The following is a 19,957-nucleotide window of genomic DNA, read 5'->3' as shown; positions in this document are numbered from 1 at the left end:
CGCCCCCCTCCCGCAGGAGCTTTGTCATGGCCTCGCCAGCCTCTAATTTCTTCTTCCCCCGGCTCGGCATTGCTGCCGCCGTGGCCAGTGTGCTCGGTTTGAGCGGTTGCCAGGCCTGGAATACCCAGGACAGTCTCCCACCGACTTCCGGCGTGCAACCACTCAAGGGGCTGGCGCAAAACGTCTCGGTTCGGCGCAATGCCATGGGCATGCCACTGATCGAGAGCAACAGCTTCCATGACGCGCTGTTCGCCCTCGGCTACGTCCACGCCAGCGACCGAATCACCCAGATGGTGACCATGCGCCTGCTGGCCCAGGGTAGGCTGGCGGAAATGTCCGGGGCCGAACGGCTGGACGTCGACCGCTACATGCGTGCGGTCAACCTGAAGAAAAGTGCCGATGAGCTGTACAAGGCTTCTTCGCCGCGACTCAAGCGCTTCTTCGAAGTCTACGCCCGCGGCGTCAACGCCTACCTGTTCCGCTACCGCGATAAACTGCCGGCCGACCTGGCCGCCACCGGCTACAAACCCGAATACTGGAAACCGGAAGATTCGGCGCTGATGTTCTGCCTGTTGAACTTCAGCCAGTCGGCCAACCTGCCGGAAGAAATTGCCGCCCTGGTAATGGCCCAGACCGTCAGCCAGGACAAGCTGGCCTGGCTGAACCCGTCCTACCCGGACGAACCCCTGCCCCAGGGCGAAGCCGACAAGCTCCAGGGTGTACGGCTCAACGGCCAGATCCCGGGTCTGAACGAAATCAACAACGCCACCCGCCAGTTGGCTGAGCTGAACCTGTTGGGGACTACGTCTTCGAACAGCTGGGCCATGGCCCCGCAACGCAGCCGCAACGGCAAGAGCCTGCTGGCGAGCGACAGCCACGGACCGCTGAACGTGCCGTCGTTATGGAGTGTGGTGCAGATCCGCGCGCCCAAGTATCAGGCGGCCGGGGTCTCCGTGGCTGGCATCCCCCTGATTCTGGCGGGCTACAACGGTGACGTGGCCTGGGGCATGAGCAGCGTGCAGGGGGACAACCAGGATCTGTTCCTGGAAAAAATCCGGCGTCAGGGCAATGGCTTGTCCTACGAGGTCAACGGCAAATGGCAGCCGGCGACGGTGCGCAACGAAACCTACTTCATAAAAGGTCAGCGGTCGATTCGCGAAGCCGTGTACGAAACCCGCCATGGCCCATTGCTCAACAGCGTCCAGGGTCCGGCCACGGCCAATGGCTTCGGTCTGGCCTTGCAGACACCGGGCTTGACCGACGACAAGACCCTGGACGCATTCTTCGACCTGTCCCGGGCACAGAACGCCGAGAAAGCCTCCGACGCCAGCCGTGAAATCCGGGCCATGACAGTGAACCTGGTGTTTGCCGACGCCAACCACATCGGCTGGCAAGTCACCGGTCGCTATCCGAACCGCCGGGAAGGCGAAGGCCTGTTGCCATCGCCGGGCTGGGATGGTCGCTACGACTGGGAAGGCTACGCCGATCCGATGGCGCATCCCTACGATCAGGATCCGAACCAGGGCTGGCTGGGCAACGCCAACCAGCGGGTCATACCCCATGGCTACGGCATGCAGCTGTCCAACTCCTGGGCTGCGCCGGAACGGGGTGAACGCCTGGCCGAACTGGCCGGCACCAGCAAGCACGACATCCGCAGCCTGACCGCCATGCAGTACGACCAGACCACGACGTTCGCGGCCAAACTCAAGAAAGTCTTCGAAGCCCCTGGCATGGCCCAGCCCCTCAAACAGGCAATCGAAGCCCTGCCAGCGGCTGACCGGGCCAAAGCCCGCGAAGCCTATACCCGCCTGATGGCATTTGATGGCCGACTCAGCCCGATCTCCGCCGATGCGGCCATCTACGAACTGTTCCTGCAGGAGAGCATGAAGCAGATTTTCCTCGACGAACTGGGCCCGGAAAGCAGCCCGGCGTGGAAAGCGCTGGTTGCCAACGGACAGCTGTCCTATTCGGCCCAGGCCGATCACCTGCTGGGACGCGAAGACAGCCCGTTCTGGGATGACGTGCGAACCCCGCAGAAGGAAGACAAGGCGGTTATCCTCGCCCGCAGCCTGGCGGCGACCATCAGTGCCGGCGATAGCCAATTGGGCGGTGACCACAAGGCCTGGCAGTGGGGCAAATTGCACAGCTACGCGTGGAAAAACGGCCGCGGCCAGGTCGTACGCGGTCCGCTATCGGCCGGCGGCGATGCCACCACGCTCAACACTGCGGCGTTCGCCTGGGGCCTGGACTTCAACACCACCCAGGCGCCGGATATGCGCTTTATCGTCGACTTCGGCCAGCCCGAGCCGTTGATGGTCCAGGGCGGCAGCGGCCAGTCGGGTAACGCGGCCAGCCCCTACTACGTCAATGGCGTCGATTCGTGGATCAAGGGGCAGTACCAAAGCCTGCCGCTGCAACCGCAGAACTTCGATCGGGGGTATGGCAAGACTCGGTTGACCCTCGTTCCCGGTAAATAAGGCGTCCCAGGCTTGCTCCCGTCAGACCGCGGTCGTAGGAGCTGTCGAGCAACGAGAGGCCGCGATCTTTTGATCTTTCGCTTGAGATTCAAGTGTCATAGGAAAGATCGCAGTCTCGCGTTGCTCGACAGCTCCTACAGAGGGCAGGCGCCTCTCCACCCAAACCCGATAGAACTTCTGATCCCGCCATCGCCTCTACCTGACAAGCCCATCGCCCCGGTGATTGCATGGATCTTGTCATTGCCCGCCCTGAAGGCCTGTACTGTCCGCGCGGGGATTTCTACATCGACCCCTGGCGTCCGGTTGAGCGCTCGGTCATCACCCATGCCCACGGTGACCATGCCCGCGGTGGCAATCAGCACTACCTGGCAGCAGCCCCCGGTGAAGGCATCCTGCGTTCGCGACTGGGCCAGGACATCCATCTGCAGCCCCTGCCCTACGGCGAACGCCTGCGACATCACGGCGTGACCTTGAGCTTTCACCCTGCCGGCCACGTGCTGGGGTCGGCCCAGGTGCGGTTGGAGCATGAAGGCGAGGTCTGGGTGGCATCCGGAGACTACAAAGTCGAACCCGACGGCACCTGCACGCCGTTCGAGCCAGTGAAGTGTCATACGTTCATCACCGAATCCACGTTCGGCCTGCCCATCTATCGCTGGCAGCCCCAGGCGCAGATATTCGACGAGATCAATCAATGGTGGCGCGCAAACATTGCCGCCAACCGGGCCAGCGTGCTGTTCTGCTATTCCTTCGGTAAAGCCCAGCGGATTCTCCATGGCATCGACGCCAGCCTGGGCCCCATCCTTGCCCACGGGGCGGTGGAGCCGTTGAACCGGGTCTACCGCGAGGCCGGGGTTCATTTGCCGCCGACGATTTACGCCGGTGACATCCAGAAGAACGACCCGATCATGGGCCAGGCCCTGGTCATCGCCCCGCCGTCGGCCGGTGGCAGCAGCTGGATGCGCCGTTTCGGCGACTACAGCGATGCCTTCGCCAGCGGCTGGATGCGCCTGCGGGGTACCCGACGGCGGCGTGGCGTGGATCGGGGCTTCGTGCTTTCCGATCACGCCGACTGGCCCGGCCTGCTCTGGGCCATCGAACAGACCGGCGCCGAGCGGGTCATGGTCACGCACGGGGCGGTGAGCGTGCTGGTGCGGCATTTATGCGAGCTCGGCCTCGACGCCCAGGGTTTCAACACCGAATACGGCGACGATGAAGAAGACGTCATCGCCGCCACTGGCGAGGACGCATCGTGAAAGCCTTCGCCGAACTCTACGCCGACCTGGACGCCACCACCTCCAGCAACGCCAAGCTGGCGGCCATGCAACGCTACTTCACTCAGGCTCCGCCCCAAGATGCAGCGTGGGCCGTGTATTTCCTGTCCGGGGGCCGCCCCCGGCAACTGGTACCGGTGAAAATCCTCCGAGACCTGGCCGTACAGGTATCCGGATTGTCGCCCTGGCTGTTCGAAGAAAGTTACCAGGCCGTGGGAGACCTGGCCGAAACCATTTCCCTGGTGTTGCCGGAGTCCCCTCACACTTCTGCCGAAGGCCTGGCGTTGTGGGTAGAGGAGAAACTGCTGCCGCTGCGCGGTGAAACGCCTGAGGTATTGGCACTGCGACTACCCACCTTGTGGGCACAACTCGACCGCTCGAGCCTGATGCTCTGCATCAAGCTCATCACCGGCAGCTTCCGTGTCGGAGTCTCCAAGCTGCTGGTGACCCGGGCCCTGGCCGGAATGGCCAGGCTGGACAGCAAACGGGTCGCCCAGCGCCTGGTGGGTTACACCGACCTGTCCCATCGCCCGACGGCTGACAGTTACCTCAAATTGATCGCCGCCGAATCCGAGGATGAACATGCCCAACGTGGCGGCCAGCCGTATCCGTTTTTCCTGGCCCATGCCTTGTCCGCCCCCGCAGAGCAGTTCGACGCGCTACTGGGGCCGCCCAGCAATTGGCAAGTGGAATGGAAATGGGATGGCATCCGCTCCCAGGTGATCAAGCGCGACGGCCAGTTGTGGGTCTGGTCCCGAGGCGAAGAGCTGGTAACCGAACGCTTCCCTGAATTGCACACCCTGACATCGCTGCTGCCCGACGGTACGGTGATCGACGGCGAAATCGTGGTCTGGAAAACCTCGCGACCGGTGACCGGGGATGCCTTCGATGCGGATGCACCGCTGCAACCGGCCGTACAACCGTTCGCCCTGTTGCAACAGCGCATTGGTCGCAAGACCCTGAGCAAGAAAATCCTCGAAGAGGCCCCCGTGGTGGTGATGGCCTACGATTTGCTGGAATGGCAAGGAGAGGATTGGCGCAGCCATACCCAGGCCGAGCGCCGTGAGCAGTTGGAGGCGCTGATTGCAGATTCCCAGAGCCCGGTTCTGCTGCCGTCGCCGATCGTCACCGGCCAGGACTGGCTCGACCTCGCCCGCCAGCGTGAAGCGTCCCGTAGCCTCGGCGTCGAGGGCATGATGCTCAAAGCGTGCAACGCCCTGTATGGCGTCGGTCGGACCAAGGACATGGGAGTGTGGTGGAAATGGAAAATCGACCCGTTCAGCGTCGACGCTGTGTTGATCTACGCTCAACGCGGTCACGGTCGCCGGGCCAGTCTGTACAGCGACTACACCTTCGCCGTATGGGACAACCCGCCGGGCAGCCGCGAGCGCAACCTGGTGCCGTTCGCCAAGGCCTATTCGGGGCTGACCGATGAGCAAATGCGCCAGGTCGACAGCATCGTGCGCAAGACCACCGTGGAGAAGTTCGGTCCGGTAAGCAGTGTCACGCCCACCCTGGTTTTCGAGTTGGGCTTCGAAGGCATTGCCTTGTCCAGGCGCCACAAGAGCGGGATTGCGGTGCGATTTCCAAGGATGCTGCGCTGGCGCCAGGACAAGACCGTCGAAGACGCCGATACCCTGGCAACGCTCCAGGACCTGCTGAAATAACCTCTCTGTGGCTGCACTATCAATTGTGGCGAGAGGATTTATCCCCGTTGGGCTGCGAAGCGGCCCCAAAAAACTTCAGCCACTGTGGTGTGTCAGACAGAGCCAAGGGGCTGCTGCGCAGCCCAGCGGGGATAAATCCCCTCGCCACAGAACATGCTTCTTGCCGACCCTGCGGAGCACCACTGCGGTGCGCCTTTTGATGTACGCTTCGCTTCGCGCACCAACACGTTCCACTGCCTGTCGCCGAAGCTTTTTAAAACACTTGTTCGGCACTGTGGTTCGGAAATTGCTACCTTTATGCCGTCTTACCGTTCTTACCTGCACCGGTAACAAAACTTCATGCGCCACAAGCGCTCATCATGGTTTTAGGGACTCGATAATGAAAAAAGCACTGCTGACCCTTTCTGCACTGGCATTGTGCATGGCCGCCGGCGCCGCCACGGCCAAGGAATACAAGGAACTGCGTTTTGGTGTCGACCCGTCCTATGCTCCATTCGAATCCAAGGCAGCCGATGGCAGCCTGGTAGGTTTCGATATCGACTTGGGCAATGCGATATGCGAAGAACTGAAGGTCAAATGCAAGTGGGTCGAAAGTGATTTCGACGGCATGATCCCAGGCCTCAAGGCCAACAAGTTCGACGGTGTCATCTCGTCCATGACCGTGACTCCGGCCCGCGAGAAAGTCATCGACTTCTCCAACGAACTGTTCTCCGGCCCGACCTCCCTCGTATTCAAGAAAGGCTCTGGCCTGAGCACCGACCTCGCCTCGCTCAAAGGCAAAACCGTCGGTTACGAACAGGGCACCATCCAGGAAGCCTACGCCAAGGCAGTACTGGACAAGGCCGGCGTCAAGACCCAGGCCTATGCCAACCAGGATCAAGTCTATGCCGACCTGGTTTCCGGCCGTCTCGACGCGTCGATCCAGGACATGCTGCAAGCCGAGCTGGGTTTCCTGAAGTCCCCTCAGGGCGCCGACTATGAAGTCAGCAAGCCGGTGGACAGCGAACTGCTGCCTTCCAAGACCGCCGTCGGTATCAAGAAAGGTAACAAAGACCTGAAGGCACTTTTGGATAAAGGTATCAAAGCGTTACACGACGACGGCAAATACGCCGAAATCCAGAAGAAACACTTTGGCGATCTGAATCTGTACAGCGGCAAATAATGCGCAGCGCCCATCCGATCACGGATGGGCGCTTTTCGACTGCCAAAGGCCTCTTTCATGCTCGAACAACTCTTACAAAATCTGGGGCTCTCCGCCTTCAGCCTGAAGGGCTTTGGCCCGCTGCTGATGCAAGGCACCTGGATGACCATCAAACTGGCGGCCCTGTCGCTATTATTGAGCGTCTTGCTCGGCCTGCTGGGCGCCAGCGCCAAGCTGTCCCCGGTCAAACTGCTGCGAATCCCGGCCCAGCTCTACACCACGCTGATTCGCGGCGTGCCGGACCTGGTGCTGATGCTGTTGATCTTCTACAGCCTGCAAACCTGGCTGACCTCTCTTACCGACTTCCTGGAATGGGATTACATCGAGATCGACCCGTTCGGCGCCGGAGTGATTACCCTGGGCTTCATCTATGGCGCGTACTTCACCGAGACCTTTCGCGGCGCGATCCTCGCGGTGCCGAGGGGCCAGATCGAAGCCGCCACCGCTTATGGCCTCAAGCGCGGCCAGCGCTTCCGCTTCGTGGTGTTTCCGCAAATGATGCGCTTTGCCCTGCCGGGGATCGGCAACAACTGGATGGTGATGCTCAAGGCCACCGCGCTGGTATCGATCATCGGCCTGGCCGATCTGGTCAAGGCGGCCCAGGATGCGGGCAAGAGCACCTATCAACTGTTCTACTTCCTGGTGCTGGCGGCGCTGATCTACCTGCTGATTACCAGCGCGTCCAACTTCATTCTGCGCAGGCTTGAACGCCGCTACGCCGCCGGAACACGGGAGGCAGTGCGATGATCGAACTCCTGCAAGAGTACTGGCGGCCGTTTCTCTACAGCGACGGCGTCAACGTCACGGGCCTGGCGATGACCCTGTGGCTGCTCAGCGCTTCGTTGCTGATTGGCTTCCTGGTCTCGATCCCGCTGTCCATCGCCCGGGTTTCGCCCAAGCGCTCCGTGCGCTGGCCTGTGCAGTTCTATACCTACCTGTTCCGCGGCACACCACTCTATATCCAGCTGTTGATCTGCTACACCGGTATCTACAGCATCGCGGCGGTGCGCGCCCAACCCCTGCTCGACAGCTTCTTTCGCGATGCGATGAACTGCACGATCCTGGCCTTCGCCCTGAACACCTGCGCCTACACCACGGAAATCTTTGCCGGGGCGATCCGCAGCATGAACCACGGCGAAGTCGAAGCAGCGAAGGCCTACGGCCTGACCGGCTGGAAGTTGTATGCCTATGTGATCATGCCGTCGGCACTGCGGCGCTCGCTGCCTTACTACAGCAACGAAGTGATCCTGATGCTGCACTCGACGACCGTGGCATTCACCGCTACCGTTCCAGACGTGCTGAAAGTGGCCCGGGATGCCAACTCGGCCACCTTCCTGACGTTCCAATCGTTCGGGATCGCCGCGTTGATCTACCTGACCGTCACCTTCGCACTGGTAGGCCTCTTCCGCCTCGCCGAGCGCCGCTGGCTGGCCTTTCTCGGGCCGACTCATTAGTCCAGGACACACAAGCAAATGCGCCACCAGATCCATGACCTGCTGGCCCCGCTGCCGGGGACCGCACGCAAGATCCACAGTTTTCACTTCGGCCCGGAAAAAGCCGTCGGTAAGATCTACATCCAGTCCTCCCTGCATGCCGATGAACTACCCGGCATGCTGGTGGCCTGGCATCTCAAACAACGCCTGGCGGCGCTCGAGGCGTCCGGCCACCTGCGACACGAAATCGTACTGGTGCCCGTGGCCAACCCCATCGGCCTCGAACAAGTGCTGATGGATGTGCCATTGGGTCGCTACGAATTGGAGAGCGGGCAAAACTTCAATCGTCGCTTCGTCGACCTGAGCGAGGAAGTCGGCAACGAGATCGAAGACCTGCTCACCCATGACCCCCAGCACAACCTGATGCTGATCCGCACCAGCCTGCGCGATGCCCTTGCCCGGCAGACCGCTGCCACACAACTGCAATCCCAACGCCTGACCCTGCAACGGCTGGCCTGCGACGCCGACATGGTGCTGGACCTGCACTGCGATTTCGAAGCCGTGGCGCACCTCTATACCACGCCGGAAGCCTGGCCCCAGGTCGAACCGCTGGCCCGCTACATAGGCGCCGAGGCCAGCCTGCTGGCAACCGACTCGGGCGGCCAGTCGTTCGATGAATGCTTCACCCTGCTCTGGTGGCAGCTCAAGGAGCGCTTCGGCGAACGCTTCGAGATTCCCCTGGGCAGTTTTTCGGTCACCGTCGAATTGCGCGGCCAGGGCGACGTCAACCATGGGCTGGCGAGCCTCGACTGCCAGGCCCTGATCGAATACCTGATCCGCTACGGCGCCATCGAAGGCGAACCGATGCCTCTGCCCGAATTGCCTTATCCAGCCACGCCGCTGGCAGGCGTCGAGCCGGTGGCGACCCCCGTGGGCGGGTTACTGGTCTATGCCGCCTTGCCTGGCGAGTATCTGGAGGCCGGTCAATTGGTGGCGGAAATCATCGACCCGGTCAACGACACCGTCACCCCCATTCATTGCTGCAATGCCGGGCTGATGTACGCCCGCTCGCTGCGTCGCATGGCCACCGCTGGCATGGTCATCGCCCATGTCGCCGGCGCCGAAGCCTACCGCAGCGGCTACCTACTTTCGCCTTGAGGATGCCTGTTCCATGTACAAACTGACCATCGAAGGCCTGCATAAAAGCTACGGCGAACATGAGGTGCTCAAGGGCGTTTCGCTCAAGGCCAAGACCGGCGACGTCATCAGCCTGATCGGCGCCAGCGGCTCGGGCAAGAGTACCTTCCTGCGCTGCATCAACTTCCTGGAACAACCCAACGACGGCGCCATGAGCCTGGACGGCAAACCGGTCCAGATGATCAAGGACCACCATGGCATGCATGTGGCCGACGCCGACGAATTGCAACGCATCCGTACACGCTTGGCCATGGTGTTCCAGCACTTCAACCTGTGGAGCCACATGACCGTGCTGGAAAATATCACCATGGCGCCACGCCGGGTGTTGGGCATCAGCAAGCAGGAAGCCGACGAGCGAGCCCATCGCTACCTGGACAAGGTCGGACTACCGGCGCGCGTGGCCGAGCAGTATCCTGCGTTCCTGTCCGGCGGCCAGCAACAACGCGTGGCCATCGCCCGCGCCCTGGCGATGGAACCGGAGGTGATGCTGTTCGACGAACCGACCTCGGCCCTGGACCCCGAATTGGTGGGGGAAGTGTTGAAGGTCATCCAGGGGCTGGCTGAAGAAGGCCGGACCATGATCATGGTGACCCACGAAATGAGCTTCGCCCGCAAGGTGTCGAACCAGGTGCTGTTCCTGCACAAAGGCCTGGTCGAAGAAGAAGGCGCGCCGGAAGATGTGCTGGGCAATCCGAACAGCGAGCGGCTGAAGCAGTTCCTCAGCGGCAACCTGAAATAGAACCCTATACCAGAACAGCGTGAAAAACGTGTGGCGAGGGGATTTATCCCCTCGCCACAGGGTTTTGCAGAGCAATCTGCGGTAACTCCATCCGCCTATTTAAACCTTTCCCCTGCCGCCGTGGTCCTTGAAAGAAGACTTCCAGGGCGCACGCGGCAGGCATGGCGACATCCAACAACTTCGCAAACCAATGGTTCAGCGCCCGCGGCTGGAAGCCGTTTGCCTTCCAGAAACAGGTCTGGGCGGCAGTCAAGCGTGGGGAATCGGGGTTGCTGCACGCCAACACCGGAGCGGGCAAAACCTACGCGCTGTGGTTTGCCGCCCTCAACCGTTTCGCCCGTACCGCCCCGCCCCCGGATAAGCCGCGCAAACGCAAACCTGCGGTCGAACCGCTGACCGTCCTGTGGATCACGCCAATGCGTGCATTGGCCGCCGACACTGGCAAAGCCCTCGAAGCGCCGCTGGCGGATCTGCAGATTCCCTGGAGCGTAGGCCTGCGCACCGGCGATACCAGTGCCAGCGAACGGGCCCGCCAAGGCCGGCGCCTGCCCACGGCACTGATCACCACCCCCGAGAGCCTGACCCTGATGCTTGCCCGCAGCGATGCGCAAACAGCAACGGCAACGTTGCGCATGGTCGTAGTGGACGAATGGCATGAACTGCTGGGCAACAAGCGAGGCGTGCAGTTGCAACTGGCGTTGGCGCGGCTGCGGCACTGGTACCCCGAACTCATCGTCTGGGGCGTGTCCGCCACCCTGGGTAATCAGGCCCACGCCGAGCAGGTGTTGATCCCCCGAGGCAACGGTATCAGCATCCAAGGGGCCAATGACAAAACGCTGCGGGTCGATACGCTGCTGCCCCCTGCCCTCGAACGTTTTCCGTGGGCCGGCCACATCGGCCTGAAAATGCTGCCCCAGGTCATCGCGCAAATCGACGCCAGCAACAGTTGCCTGGTCTTTACCAACACCCGGGCGCAAGCCGAAATCTGGTATCAGGCGCTCCTTGAAGCGCGTCCTGACTGGGCCGGACTGATCGCGCTGCACCACAGCTCGCTGTCCCGCGATACCCGGGACTGGGTCGAGCGTGCGCTCAAGGACGGTCAACTCAAGGCGGTGGTGTGTACGTCCAGCCTGGACCTGGGTGTGGATTTCCTGCCCGTCGAGCGGGTATTGCAGATCGGCTCGGCCAAGGGTGTGGCGCGGCTGATGCAACGTGCCGGGCGCTCAGGTCACGCACCGGGACGAACCTCGCGGATCACCCTGGTGCCGACCCACAGCCTGGAGTTGATCGAAGCCGTCGCCGCTCGGGATGCGGTGACCCAGCGGCGCATCGAACCTCGTGAGTCGCCTCATAAGCCTTTGGATGTGCTGGTGCAACATCTGGTCAGCATGGCCTTGGGCGGCGGCTTCGTACCCGATGAGCTGTACCGGGAAGTGCGCAGCGCCTGGGCCTACCGTGACCTGCACGAAACGCAATGGGCTTGGGCCCTGGCTTTCGTGCGCCATGGCGGCCTGTCCTTGACCGCCTACCCCGATTACCGTCGGGTCGAGCCAGACGAGCACGGCATCTGGCGAGTCCCCGACGCGCGCCTGGGCCGGCGTCATCGCATGAGCATCGGCACCATCGTCAGCGATGCCAGCTTGCAATTGAAATTCTGGACCAAGGGCGGCGGCGGCAAAACCCTGGGCAGCGTGGAAGAAGGCTTCATTGCCCGCCTGCGACCGGGGGACGGCTTCCTGTTCGCCGGACGATTGCTGGAACTGGTCCGGGTTGAGGACATGACCGCCTACGTGCGTCGCAGCCAAGCGAAAAAAGCCGCCGTGCCGCGCTGGAACGGCGGGCGGATGCCGCTTTCCAACGAACTGGCTGCCGCCGTGGTGGCGCGCCTGAGCGAGGCCGCCGCGGGGCGCTTCGAGGGCCCGGAGATGCAAGCCGTACAGCCCTTGTTACTGACTCAGCAGCGCTGGTCCGGCCTGCCCACGCAGACTTCATTGCTGGCCGAAGCGCTGAAGTCCCGGGAAGGCTGGCACCTGTTCCTGTACCCGTTTGCCGGACGCCAGGTGCATCTGGGGCTGGCTAGCCTGCTGGCTTGGCGCGTCAGCCAGCAGGAACCGCTGACCTTTTCCATTGCGGTCAACGACTACGGCCTCGAACTGCTCAGTGCCACGGCACTGGATTGGTCGCACTACCTGAATCCCACGCTCTTGAGCACCGACAACCTGCTGGCCGATGTGCTCGCCAGCCTGAACGCCGGGGAGTTGGCCCTTCGACGCTTTCGCGAGATCGCCCGGATCGCCGGTCTGGTATTCGCCGGCTACCCCGGCGCACCGAAAAGCACCCGGCAGGTCCAGGCCTCCAGCGGGTTGTTCTTTCAAGTATTCAAGCAATACGACGCCGACAACCTCTTGCTGGCCCAGGCCGGAGAAGAAGTTCTGCGTGAAGAACTGGATATACGTCGTCTGGAGCAGACCTTGGAACGCCTCAACACCTTGAAGCTGGACCTGCACATCATCAAGCGCCCCACTCCACTGGGCTTTCCATTGCTGGTGGAGCGGTTCAGGGAAAGCTTGAGTTCGGAAAAGCTTGCCGATCGCATCAGGCGAATGGTCAGCGAACTGGAAAAGACTGCCGAGCGGGGTGATGCCTGATGCCCGCGCCTTATCCCGTCAGCCTGGCCGGCGAAGAGCTTTGGTTGCTACCGGAAAAAGCCATTTATTGGCCCGCCCAGGAGACCCTGATGGTGGCAGACGTGCATTTCGGCAAGGCCGCCGCCTATCGCAGGCTCGGCCAACCGGTGCCCCACGGCACCACCGCCAGTAACATCGCGATCCTGGATGGATTACTGGCGAGCCTGCCGTGCCGACAGCTGATTTTCCTCGGAGATTTTCTCCACGGCCCTGGCTCACACGCGCCGGGTACCCTGAAGGCCCTTTCAGATTGGCGGGACAGGCATCCGAACATGGCCATGACGCTGATTCGCGGCAACCATGACAAACACGCCGGCGATCCACCGCCCTCGCTGAACATTCGCGTGGTACCAGAACCCCTGCTGCTGGGCCCCTTCGCGGTGCAACACGAACCCGACCCGCATCCGAGTCGCCATGTGCTGGCCGGTCACGTACACCCGGTGTATCACTTGAACGGCAAAGGCCGCCAGCGCCTGCGCCTGGCGTGCTTCCGGCTGGGCAGCGCCATCAGCCTGCTACCGGCCTTCGGCGCCTTTACAGGCGGCTATCGGGTCGAGCAGGACAACGACTGCAGGATTTTTGTCATTGGCGATAACGAAATGTGGCCGGTATAGCTGCAAGTTTTAAGCTGCAAGCCACAAGTGAGGTCCTGCTCGCCTGCAGCTTGTAGCTGGTTTTCAGGCTACTGGCGCAGGAGGCGGCTCGTCCGGCAGGGTCGGTTCGCCCGGCTCGGTGGGTTGTTCATTCGGGGTATCGGGATCAGGCTGGCCAGGAATACCGCCTGCCGCTTCGACAGGGTGGGCCAGCAGGGACCAGGCCATGACGCCGATCTGATTGGGCTCAAGCCTTGCCAGTTCGGCACTGATTCGCGGATCGATCTTCATAGAGCAACTCCTGAGCGAAGCCCGTTGCGCTGGCGCAAAAAAACGGGCAGTACACGCAATAGAGTGTCTGCCCGCTCAGGAATTCCCACTGTTCGTCAGAATCAGGTGCGCGGCAGTGTCACACCACGTTGGCCCTGGTATTTGCCACCCCGGTCCTTGTAGGACACTTCGCATTCTTCATCGGATTCGAGGAACAGCATCTGTGCCACACCTTCGTTGGCGTAGATTTTCGCCGGCAGGGTCGTGGTGTTCGAGAACTCCAGGGTCACATGGCCTTCCCACTCCGGTTCCAGCGGCGTGACATTGACGATGATGCCGCAACGGGCATAGGTGCTCTTGCCCAGGCAGATGGTCAGCACGTTGCGCGGAATGCGGAAGTACTCGACGGTGCGGGCCAGGGCGAAGGAGTTCGGCGGAATGATGCAAACGTCGCTCTTGATGTCGACGAAGCTCTTCTCGTCGAAGTTCTTCGGATCGACGGTGGCCGAGTTGATGTTGGTGAACACCTTGAATTCGTCGGCGCAGCGCACGTCGTAGCCGTAGCTGGAGACGCCGAAGGAAATCAGTCGGTCGGCGCCTTCACCGCGCATCTGGCGCTCTACGAAGGGCTCGATCATGCCGTGCTCTTGCGCCATGCGGCGAATCCACTTGTCCGATTTGATGCTCATGGCGGTGTCCTGAATAGCGAGGGTGGAGAAAACTGTCCGGCATCTTACCGGGGCGAGAGGCAGGGTTCAAAGCGTGGCAAGCAATTCTCGCCGATCCGTCCTGTTTTCCCGGGCCTGAGCGCCGTCAGTCACCAAAATCGAGAAACCTTCGCAAAGACCATTGGCACGTTTGGGAAAAAGGGTTAAGGTGGCGTCACTGTGCTGCTTGTGTCACTGAGAATCTCTACACGATATGTTGAATTTCGATCCAACCATCTACAAGAATTTTTCCTGCTCTTTGCACTCAGTCTCGGCCAGGGTTCTTCCTGAGTCGCAGTTATCTTTGTTCAAGGAGTTACACCATGTCTAATCGCCAAACCGGTACCGTTAAGTGGTTCAACGATGAAAAAGGCTTCGGCTTCATCACCCCACAATCCGGTGACGATCTGTTCGTACACTTCAAAGCTATCCAATCCGACGGCTTCAAAAGCCTGAAAGAAGGCCAACAGGTTTCTTTCGTCGCTACCCGCGGTCAGAAAGGCATGCAAGCTGAAGAAGTAACAGTTATCTAACTGTTCCTGCTTTAGCAAAGAGCCCCGCCCTCAAAAGCGGGGCTTTTTTGTGCCCGCCAGTTTTTGCCAGCACACAAAAAACCCTGTGGGAGCGAGCCTGCTCGCGATAGCGGTGTGTCAGTCAACAGTATTGTTGCTGGTCTACCGCTATCGCGAGCAGGCTCGCTCCCACAGGGGGCACTTCTGCCCAGGGCTTACCAGGTCACGCCAAAACCGGCCGTGTAGCGCGTCTTGCTCAAATCACTGTCCTCGGAACCTTCAATCACATCTTTCTCAGCCTTGAGGTTGAGCGAGGCCCAGTCGGTGACCTTGTAGCGCAGGCCCATCTCCGCGTCGTAGGCGTACTCCGCAACGCCGGACAGCGGTTTACCCACCTCGCCGTTGGTGAAGAACTCGACACGCTTGCCTACGAGGTAGCGGTTGTAGTCCCACTTCATGGCGACGGAATAGAAGTTGTCCTTGCCGCCGTCCTGATACTCGTAATCGGTGCGGTTCAACAGCGAACCCAGCGAGAACGCTCCCAGTTCGTCATCCCAGAACTGGTAGCCCGGACCGGTACCCACCACCCGCTGGCGGGCCAGGTCTTCGACCTTGTCGCGCTTGTAATTCAGACGACCCTGCCAGAACCATTTGTCCGTAAGGAAGCGGTCGAGGGAGTATTCCAGCTTCCAATTGTCGGCCGAGACCACGTCATCCTGGAATTCGCGGTTGTACTCGCCCTCGGCGGTGTGCCGCCATCGGCCGTGGCGCGCTGTCGTCTTGAAGTCGATGTCGTAGTCGTCGACATCTTTTTCCGCCCGCTGGTAATCCAGCGCTGCATCGACATTGCCTTTCCATACCAGATCCTCGACTACCGGCTTGGGCTTGAGGATCTGCTGGATACTGGCCAGTTCGACAGTCTTGGGCGCGTCACCGTTGGCCAGGGTCACCTTGCCGTCTTCGGCAGCGTGCAGGGCCTTGGCTTTCTCACCGGTGTAGGCGTCCTGTTTGACCAGCAACTGCTGGTCACTTTCAAGGGTCTTGACCTGTTTCCAGTCGATGGGAACGGCGCCGGCATAATCGGTCTGGATCAGCAACTTGCCGCCATCGAAAACAGTGATCTTGCCGCTGAGTTTGTCACCGTTCTTCAACCAGACGGTATCGGCAAGCAAGGGCGTGGAGATGCTGGCAACAGCCAGGCATAGCAGGGTTCTGGACAACATAAGCGTATGAGGAGCTCAAGTTTGCGGTGAAAAGGCGGCATTATCCCCCAGGACGACACCTCAGCAAGGACTGACCCAAGGATGTGGGATGAGTTCATTTCTCAATCAGCTCTGCCAGAATAAACCTACGAACGGACATGTATTTTTCCCAGGAACCTACCCGTGACCGATATCCCAGCAGGCCCCGAAGACGCCGCGCAGGTACGCCGTACCACGCTCTACCTGACCCTTGCGCAAGTGCCACCCGGCAAAGTCGTCACCTATGGCCAGCTCGCCGAGCTGGCCGGCCTGGGTCGGGCAGCGCGCTGGGTGGGCCGCACCCTCAGCCAACTGCCCAACGACACCCGCCTGCCCTGGCATCGGGTATTGGGCGCCGGTGGTCGGATCAGCCTGCCAGCAGGCAGCGTCTCGGGGAATGAACAGCGCGCACGCCTGCGCATGGAAGGGATCAGTATCCTGAATAATCGTGTTGATATTCGGCTCCATGGCTGGCGCCCGGTAGAGCACAGCGGTTAGAGTGCGCGCTTTGTTTTCGCAATTTTTGAGGCAGACTCCAGCCCATGCCCCGTAAAACCTGGCGCGCAGCCCTCGCCGCCTATGCCAGTCCTTCGACGCTCGTGCTGTTGCTGCTTGGCTTCGCTGCCGGCCTGCCCTACATGCTGGTGTTTTCCACGCTTTCAGTCTGGTTGCGCGAAGCCGGCGTGGCTCGTGAAACCATCGGCTACGCGAGCCTGATCGGCCTGGCCTACGCCTTTAAATGGGTCTGGTCGCCGTTGCTCGATCAATGGCGCCTTCCGGTGCTGGGCAAACTCGGCCGTCGTCGATCATGGCTGGTGCTTTCCCAAGGCCTGGTGATCCTGGGCCTGATCGGGATGGGTTTCTGCGATCCGCAGAAACACCTCTCATGGTTGATCGCCATTGCCGTGCTCGTGGCGTTCGCTTCGGCCACCCAGGACATCGCGGTCGATGCCTATCGCCTGGAAATCGTCGATGACACCCGCCAGGCCGCCCTCGCCGCCAGCTACATGTCCGGCTACCGGGTCGCCGCACTGCTGGCGACCGCCGGCGCACTGTTCTTCGCCGAGGGCTTCGGCTCCACCGGCTTCAGCTACAAGCACTCGGCCTGGGCCGGTACTTATCTGCTGTTCGGCGTATTGATGGTCCCGGCACTGCTCACATCGCTGTTCATGCGCGAACCGCCGGTACCCCTGCGTACGCAATTGCAGGCCGGGCGCTACACGTTCGCTCATCAACTGGCATCGGTGTTCGTGCTGATCGTGCTACTGGTGTCAGTCCCGGCGATGTTCACCCAGCTCTACAACGCCGACTTTGCCAGCGTGTTGTTCGAAGGCGTCAGCCTGCTTGATCTGCTGCTCGAGGACCGCGCCTTCCTGCGGGCCATTCTCTATATCCTCCTGACCGCCATGTGCCTGTCGGCCATGGGGCGGCGCGGCCTGGCGCCGGTGCTCACGCCGGTCAACGACTTCATCCTGCGCTACCGCTGGCAGGCCTTGTTGCTGCTCGGACTGATCGCCACGTACCGGATGTCCGACACGGTCATGGGTGTCATGGCCAACGTGTTCTACATCGACCAGGGCTTCACCAAGGACCAGATCGCCAGTGTCAGCAAGATTTTCGGGCTGATCATGACCCTCGTCGGTGCCGGCATGGGCGGTCTGTTGATCGTGCGTTTCGGCATCCTGCCGATTCTGTTCATCGGCGGCGTGGCCTCGGCCGCCACCAACATCCTGTTCCTGATGCTCGCCGACATGGGCCCCAACCTGAAGATGCTGGTGCTCACCATCTCCCTGGACAACTTCAGCTCCGGCCTTGCCACCTCGGCGTTCGTGGCGTACCTGTCGAGCCTGACCAACCTGAAGTTTTCCGCCACCCAATACGCCCTGCTCAGCTCGATCATGCTGCTGCTGCCACGCTTGATCGGTGGCTATTCCGGGGTGATGGTAGAGAAATTCGGTTATCACAATTTCTTCCTGATCACCGCCCTGCTCGGCGTCCCGACCCTGCTGCTGATCGCACTGCACTGGTTCCAGGAGAACCGTCGCCAGGGCTCACCCTCCGCCCCGGAACCGACACCCACCCGGCCGGCGGAAGAGTCGTAGGAAACGTCAGCAAACGCCGGCGAAACCGGCATTCGCACCTGGCGACCGGCTACGCGCCTGTACGCCAGGGCATCTCGCCCGTACAATGCTCCGTCACTTCTCGTCATCAGCAACCGACAACGGCCAACCATGCGCACCAGTCAATTTTTGCTCGCCACACAGAAAGAAACGCCTTCCGACGCCGTCGTGATCAGCCATCAGTTGATGCTGCGTGCCGGCATGATCCGCAAGCTCGCCTCGGGCCTGTACACCTGGCTGCCGATGGGCCTGCGGGTCATGCGCAAGGTGGAAGCCATCGTGCGTGAAGAAATGGACGCCGCCGGCGCCCTGGAAGTGTTGATGCCGGGCACCCAACCGGCCGAGTTGTGGCAGGAATCCGGACGCTGGGAAGAATACGGCCCTGAACTGCTGCGCCTCAAGGACCGTCACGGTCGTGACTTCTGTGCTGGCCCGACCCACGAAGAAGTGATCACCGACCTGATGCGCAACGAGTTGAGCAGCTACAAGCAGCTGCCCATCAACCTGTACCAGATCCAGACCAAATTCCGTGACGAGATCCGTCCACGCTTCGGCCTGATGCGCGGTCGTGAGTTCATCATGAAGGATTCCTACTCCTTCCACACCGACCTGGCTTCGCTGCAAGTCACCTACGACCGCATGCACCAGGCGTACTGCAATGTGTTCACCCGCCTGGGCCTGAAATTCCGCCCGGTTGAAGCCGACAACGGCTCCATCGGCGGCGCCGGCTCCCACGAGTTCCACGTACTGGCAGACTCCGGCGAAGACGACATCGTCTTCAGCAGCGGCTCCGACTACGCCGCCAATATCGAGAAAGCCGAAGCCGTGCCACGGGAAACCTCCCGTCCTGCGCCGTCGGAAGAAATGCGGCTGGTGGACACCCCGAACGCCAAGACCATTGCCCAACTCGTGGAAGGCTACAACCTGCCGATCGAACGCACGATCAAGACCCTGATCGTGCGCGCCGAAGAGGAAGGCAAGCTGATTGCACTGATCGTACGTGGCGATCATGAGCTGAACGAAATCAAGGCCGCCAACCAGCCTGGCGTCGCCAGCCCGCTGGTCATGGCCACCGACGCCGAACTGCGCGACGCCATCGGCGCCGGTGCTGGCTCCCTCGGCCCGCTGAACCTGCCGCTGCCGATCATCATCGACCGTTCGGTGGCACTGATGAGCGACTTCGCCATCGGCGCCAACATCGACGACAAGCACTATTTCGGCGTGAACTGGGAGCGCGACCTGCCGGTTCCAGCCGTCGCCGACCTGCGCAACGTCGTGGCCGGCGATCCGAGCCCGGACGGCAAGGGTGTACTCGAAATCAAGCGCGGCATCGAAGTCGGGCACATCTTCCAGTTGGGCAACAAGTACAGCAAGGCGATGAAGTGCGAAGTGCTGGGCGAGAACGGCAAGCCGGTCACCCTCGAAATGGGTTGCTACGGCATTGGCGTGTCCCGCGTGGTGGCTGCTGCCATCGAACAGAACAACGACGAGAAAGGGATTATCTGGAGCGACACCCTGGCGCCATTCCAGATTGCCCTGGTGCCGTTGCGCTACGAGACCGACCTGGTGCGCGAAGCCACTGACAAGCTCTACGCCGAACTGACGGCCGCCGGCTTTGAAGTACTGCTGGATGATCGCGACAAGAAAACCAGCCCCGGCATCAAGTTCGCTGACATGGAATTGATCGGCATCCCACACCGGATCGTCGTCAGTGACCGTGGCCTGGCCGAAGGCAACCTGGAATACAAGAGCCGAACCGAGGCGGAGCCGCAAGCGCTGCCAGTCGCCGACGTGCTCTCCTTCCTCCAGGCCCGTATCCGCCGCTGACATCAGATAGAGACG

17 protein-coding genes are annotated in these 19,957 nt (G+C 61.5%); 14 read left to right on the top strand and 3 right to left on the bottom strand.

The window, feature by feature from the left end:
- The first annotated feature begins 26 nt into the window (after positions 1–26).
- The 10 genes from AD665_RS16110 to pdeM all read left to right on the top strand — a co-directional run bounded on the left by AD665_RS16110 (position 27) and on the right by pdeM (position 13,286).
- Positions 27–2,477 (top strand): penicillin acylase family protein, encoded by a 2,451-nt coding sequence (locus AD665_RS16110; protein WP_053192783.1) that lies wholly within the window; start codon positions 27–29, stop codon positions 2,475–2,477.
- A gap of 227 nt (positions 2,478–2,704) precedes the next feature.
- Entirely contained in the window at positions 2,705–3,730 is a 1,026-nt protein-coding gene (locus AD665_RS16105) for a ligase-associated DNA damage response exonuclease (RefSeq protein WP_053192781.1), read from the top strand.
- Positions 3,727–5,415, top strand: coding sequence for an ATP-dependent DNA ligase (locus AD665_RS16100; RefSeq protein WP_053192779.1), 1,689 nt, complete (start codon positions 3,727–3,729; stop codon positions 5,413–5,415). Before AD665_RS16105 ends, AD665_RS16100 begins: the two co-directional genes overlap by 4 nt.
- A gap of 379 nt (positions 5,416–5,794) precedes the next feature.
- On the top strand, positions 5,795–6,577 hold the full coding sequence (locus AD665_RS16095; protein WP_024780116.1) for a transporter substrate-binding domain-containing protein: 783 nt from the start codon (positions 5,795–5,797) through the stop codon (positions 6,575–6,577).
- A 57-nt stretch (positions 6,578–6,634) separates the two neighbouring features.
- Complete coding sequence (locus tag AD665_RS16090; protein WP_024780117.1) at positions 6,635–7,363, top strand: ABC transporter permease; 729 nt, start codon at positions 6,635–6,637, stop codon at positions 7,361–7,363.
- The gene (locus AD665_RS16085; protein ID WP_024780118.1) at positions 7,360–8,070 is read left to right on the top strand and encodes an ABC transporter permease; all 711 of its coding nucleotides are present in this window, start codon (positions 7,360–7,362) and stop codon (positions 8,068–8,070) included. The genes AD665_RS16090 and AD665_RS16085 overlap by 4 nt, the downstream gene beginning before the upstream one ends.
- An 18-nt stretch (positions 8,071–8,088) precedes the next feature.
- Positions 8,089–9,207, top strand: coding sequence for a succinylglutamate desuccinylase/aspartoacylase family protein (locus tag AD665_RS16080; protein WP_024780119.1), 1,119 nt, complete (start codon positions 8,089–8,091; stop codon positions 9,205–9,207).
- A gap of 13 nt (positions 9,208–9,220) precedes the next feature.
- On the top strand, positions 9,221–9,985 hold the full coding sequence (locus AD665_RS16075) for an ABC transporter ATP-binding protein (RefSeq protein ID WP_024780120.1): 765 nt from the start codon (positions 9,221–9,223) through the stop codon (positions 9,983–9,985).
- A gap of 161 nt (positions 9,986–10,146) precedes the next feature.
- A complete protein-coding gene (locus AD665_RS16070) occupies positions 10,147–12,633 on the top strand; it encodes a ligase-associated DNA damage response DEXH box helicase (RefSeq protein WP_053192777.1) in 2,487 nt (828 codons plus the stop codon).
- Complete coding sequence (gene pdeM, locus AD665_RS16065; RefSeq protein ID WP_053192775.1) at positions 12,633–13,286, top strand: ligase-associated DNA damage response endonuclease PdeM; 654 nt, start codon at positions 12,633–12,635, stop codon at positions 13,284–13,286. The genes AD665_RS16070 and pdeM overlap by 1 nt, the downstream gene beginning before the upstream one ends.
- Positions 13,287–13,349: 63 nt before the next feature.
- On the opposite strand, the gene AD665_RS16060 is transcribed toward pdeM, so the two are convergent.
- Both AD665_RS16060 and dcd read right to left on the bottom strand, forming a co-directional pair.
- Positions 13,350–13,556, bottom strand: coding sequence for a hypothetical protein (locus AD665_RS16060; RefSeq protein WP_003184748.1), 207 nt, complete (start codon positions 13,554–13,556; stop codon positions 13,350–13,352).
- Between the two features lie 101 nt (positions 13,557–13,657).
- Positions 13,658–14,224 (bottom strand): dCTP deaminase, encoded by a 567-nt coding sequence (gene dcd, locus AD665_RS16055; RefSeq protein ID WP_017126297.1) that lies wholly within the window; start codon positions 14,222–14,224, stop codon positions 13,658–13,660.
- A gap of 341 nt (positions 14,225–14,565) precedes the next feature.
- Between dcd and AD665_RS16050 the strand changes: the two genes are divergently transcribed.
- Entirely contained in the window at positions 14,566–14,775 is a 210-nt protein-coding gene (locus AD665_RS16050; protein ID WP_024780123.1) for a cold-shock protein, read from the top strand.
- Positions 14,776–14,969: 194 nt separating this feature from the next.
- Here AD665_RS16050 and AD665_RS16045 read toward each other — a convergent pair whose 3' ends face one another.
- Positions 14,970–15,977, bottom strand: coding sequence for a DUF481 domain-containing protein (locus AD665_RS16045; RefSeq protein ID WP_053192773.1), 1,008 nt, complete (start codon positions 15,975–15,977; stop codon positions 14,970–14,972).
- A 162-nt stretch (positions 15,978–16,139) separates the two neighbouring features.
- Between AD665_RS16045 and AD665_RS16040 the strand changes: the two genes are divergently transcribed.
- The 3 genes from AD665_RS16040 (at position 16,140) to AD665_RS16030 (ending at position 19,942) form a co-directional block, all read left to right on the top strand.
- Positions 16,140–16,493, top strand: a complete 354-nt coding sequence (locus AD665_RS16040; RefSeq protein WP_024780125.1) for an MGMT family protein — start codon at positions 16,140–16,142, stop codon at positions 16,491–16,493.
- 44 nt (positions 16,494–16,537) lie between these two features.
- Entirely contained in the window at positions 16,538–18,097 is a 1,560-nt protein-coding gene (locus AD665_RS16035) for an AmpG family muropeptide MFS transporter (protein WP_024780126.1), read from the top strand.
- Positions 18,098–18,226: 129 nt separating this feature from the next.
- On the top strand, positions 18,227–19,942 hold the full coding sequence (locus AD665_RS16030) for a proline--tRNA ligase (protein WP_024780127.1): 1,716 nt from the start codon (positions 18,227–18,229) through the stop codon (positions 19,940–19,942).
- Positions 19,943–19,957: the final 15 nt, after the last annotated feature.

Source organism: Pseudomonas corrugata (genome assembly GCF_001269905.1).
Lineage (GTDB): Bacteria > Pseudomonadota > Gammaproteobacteria > Pseudomonadales > Pseudomonadaceae > Aquipseudomonas > Aquipseudomonas corrugata.
Note: the sequence above shows the minus strand (reverse complement) of the source record. Positions and strands in the feature narration are given on the sequence as shown.

Coding starts and splice junctions, on each gene's coding strand:
- AD665_RS16105 (WP_053192781.1), top strand. CDS start 2,705: ATGGATCTTGTCATTGCCCGCCCTGAAGGCCTGTACTGTCCGCGCGGG.
- AD665_RS16090 (WP_024780117.1), top strand. CDS start 6,635: ATGCTCGAACAACTCTTACAAAATCTGGGGCTCTCCGCCTTCAGCCTG.
- AD665_RS16045 (WP_053192773.1), bottom strand. CDS start 15,977: ATGTTGTCCAGAACCCTGCTATGCCTGGCTGTTGCCAGCATCTCCACG.
- AD665_RS16035 (WP_024780126.1), top strand. CDS start 16,538: ATGCCCCGTAAAACCTGGCGCGCAGCCCTCGCCGCCTATGCCAGTCCT.
- AD665_RS16050 (WP_024780123.1), top strand. CDS start 14,566: ATGTCTAATCGCCAAACCGGTACCGTTAAGTGGTTCAACGATGAAAAA.
- AD665_RS16095 (WP_024780116.1), top strand. CDS start 5,795: ATGAAAAAAGCACTGCTGACCCTTTCTGCACTGGCATTGTGCATGGCC.
- AD665_RS16110 (WP_053192783.1), top strand. CDS start 27: ATGGCCTCGCCAGCCTCTAATTTCTTCTTCCCCCGGCTCGGCATTGCT.
- AD665_RS16080 (WP_024780119.1), top strand. CDS start 8,089: ATGCGCCACCAGATCCATGACCTGCTGGCCCCGCTGCCGGGGACCGCA.
- AD665_RS16030 (WP_024780127.1), top strand. CDS start 18,227: ATGCGCACCAGTCAATTTTTGCTCGCCACACAGAAAGAAACGCCTTCC.
- AD665_RS16085 (WP_024780118.1), top strand. CDS start 7,360: ATGATCGAACTCCTGCAAGAGTACTGGCGGCCGTTTCTCTACAGCGAC.
- AD665_RS16070 (WP_053192777.1), top strand. CDS start 10,147: ATGGCGACATCCAACAACTTCGCAAACCAATGGTTCAGCGCCCGCGGC.
- AD665_RS16060 (WP_003184748.1), bottom strand. CDS start 13,556: ATGAAGATCGATCCGCGAATCAGTGCCGAACTGGCAAGGCTTGAGCCC.
- AD665_RS16075 (WP_024780120.1), top strand. CDS start 9,221: ATGTACAAACTGACCATCGAAGGCCTGCATAAAAGCTACGGCGAACAT.
- pdeM (WP_053192775.1), top strand. CDS start 12,633: ATGCCCGCGCCTTATCCCGTCAGCCTGGCCGGCGAAGAGCTTTGGTTG.
- dcd (WP_017126297.1), bottom strand. CDS start 14,224: ATGAGCATCAAATCGGACAAGTGGATTCGCCGCATGGCGCAAGAGCAC.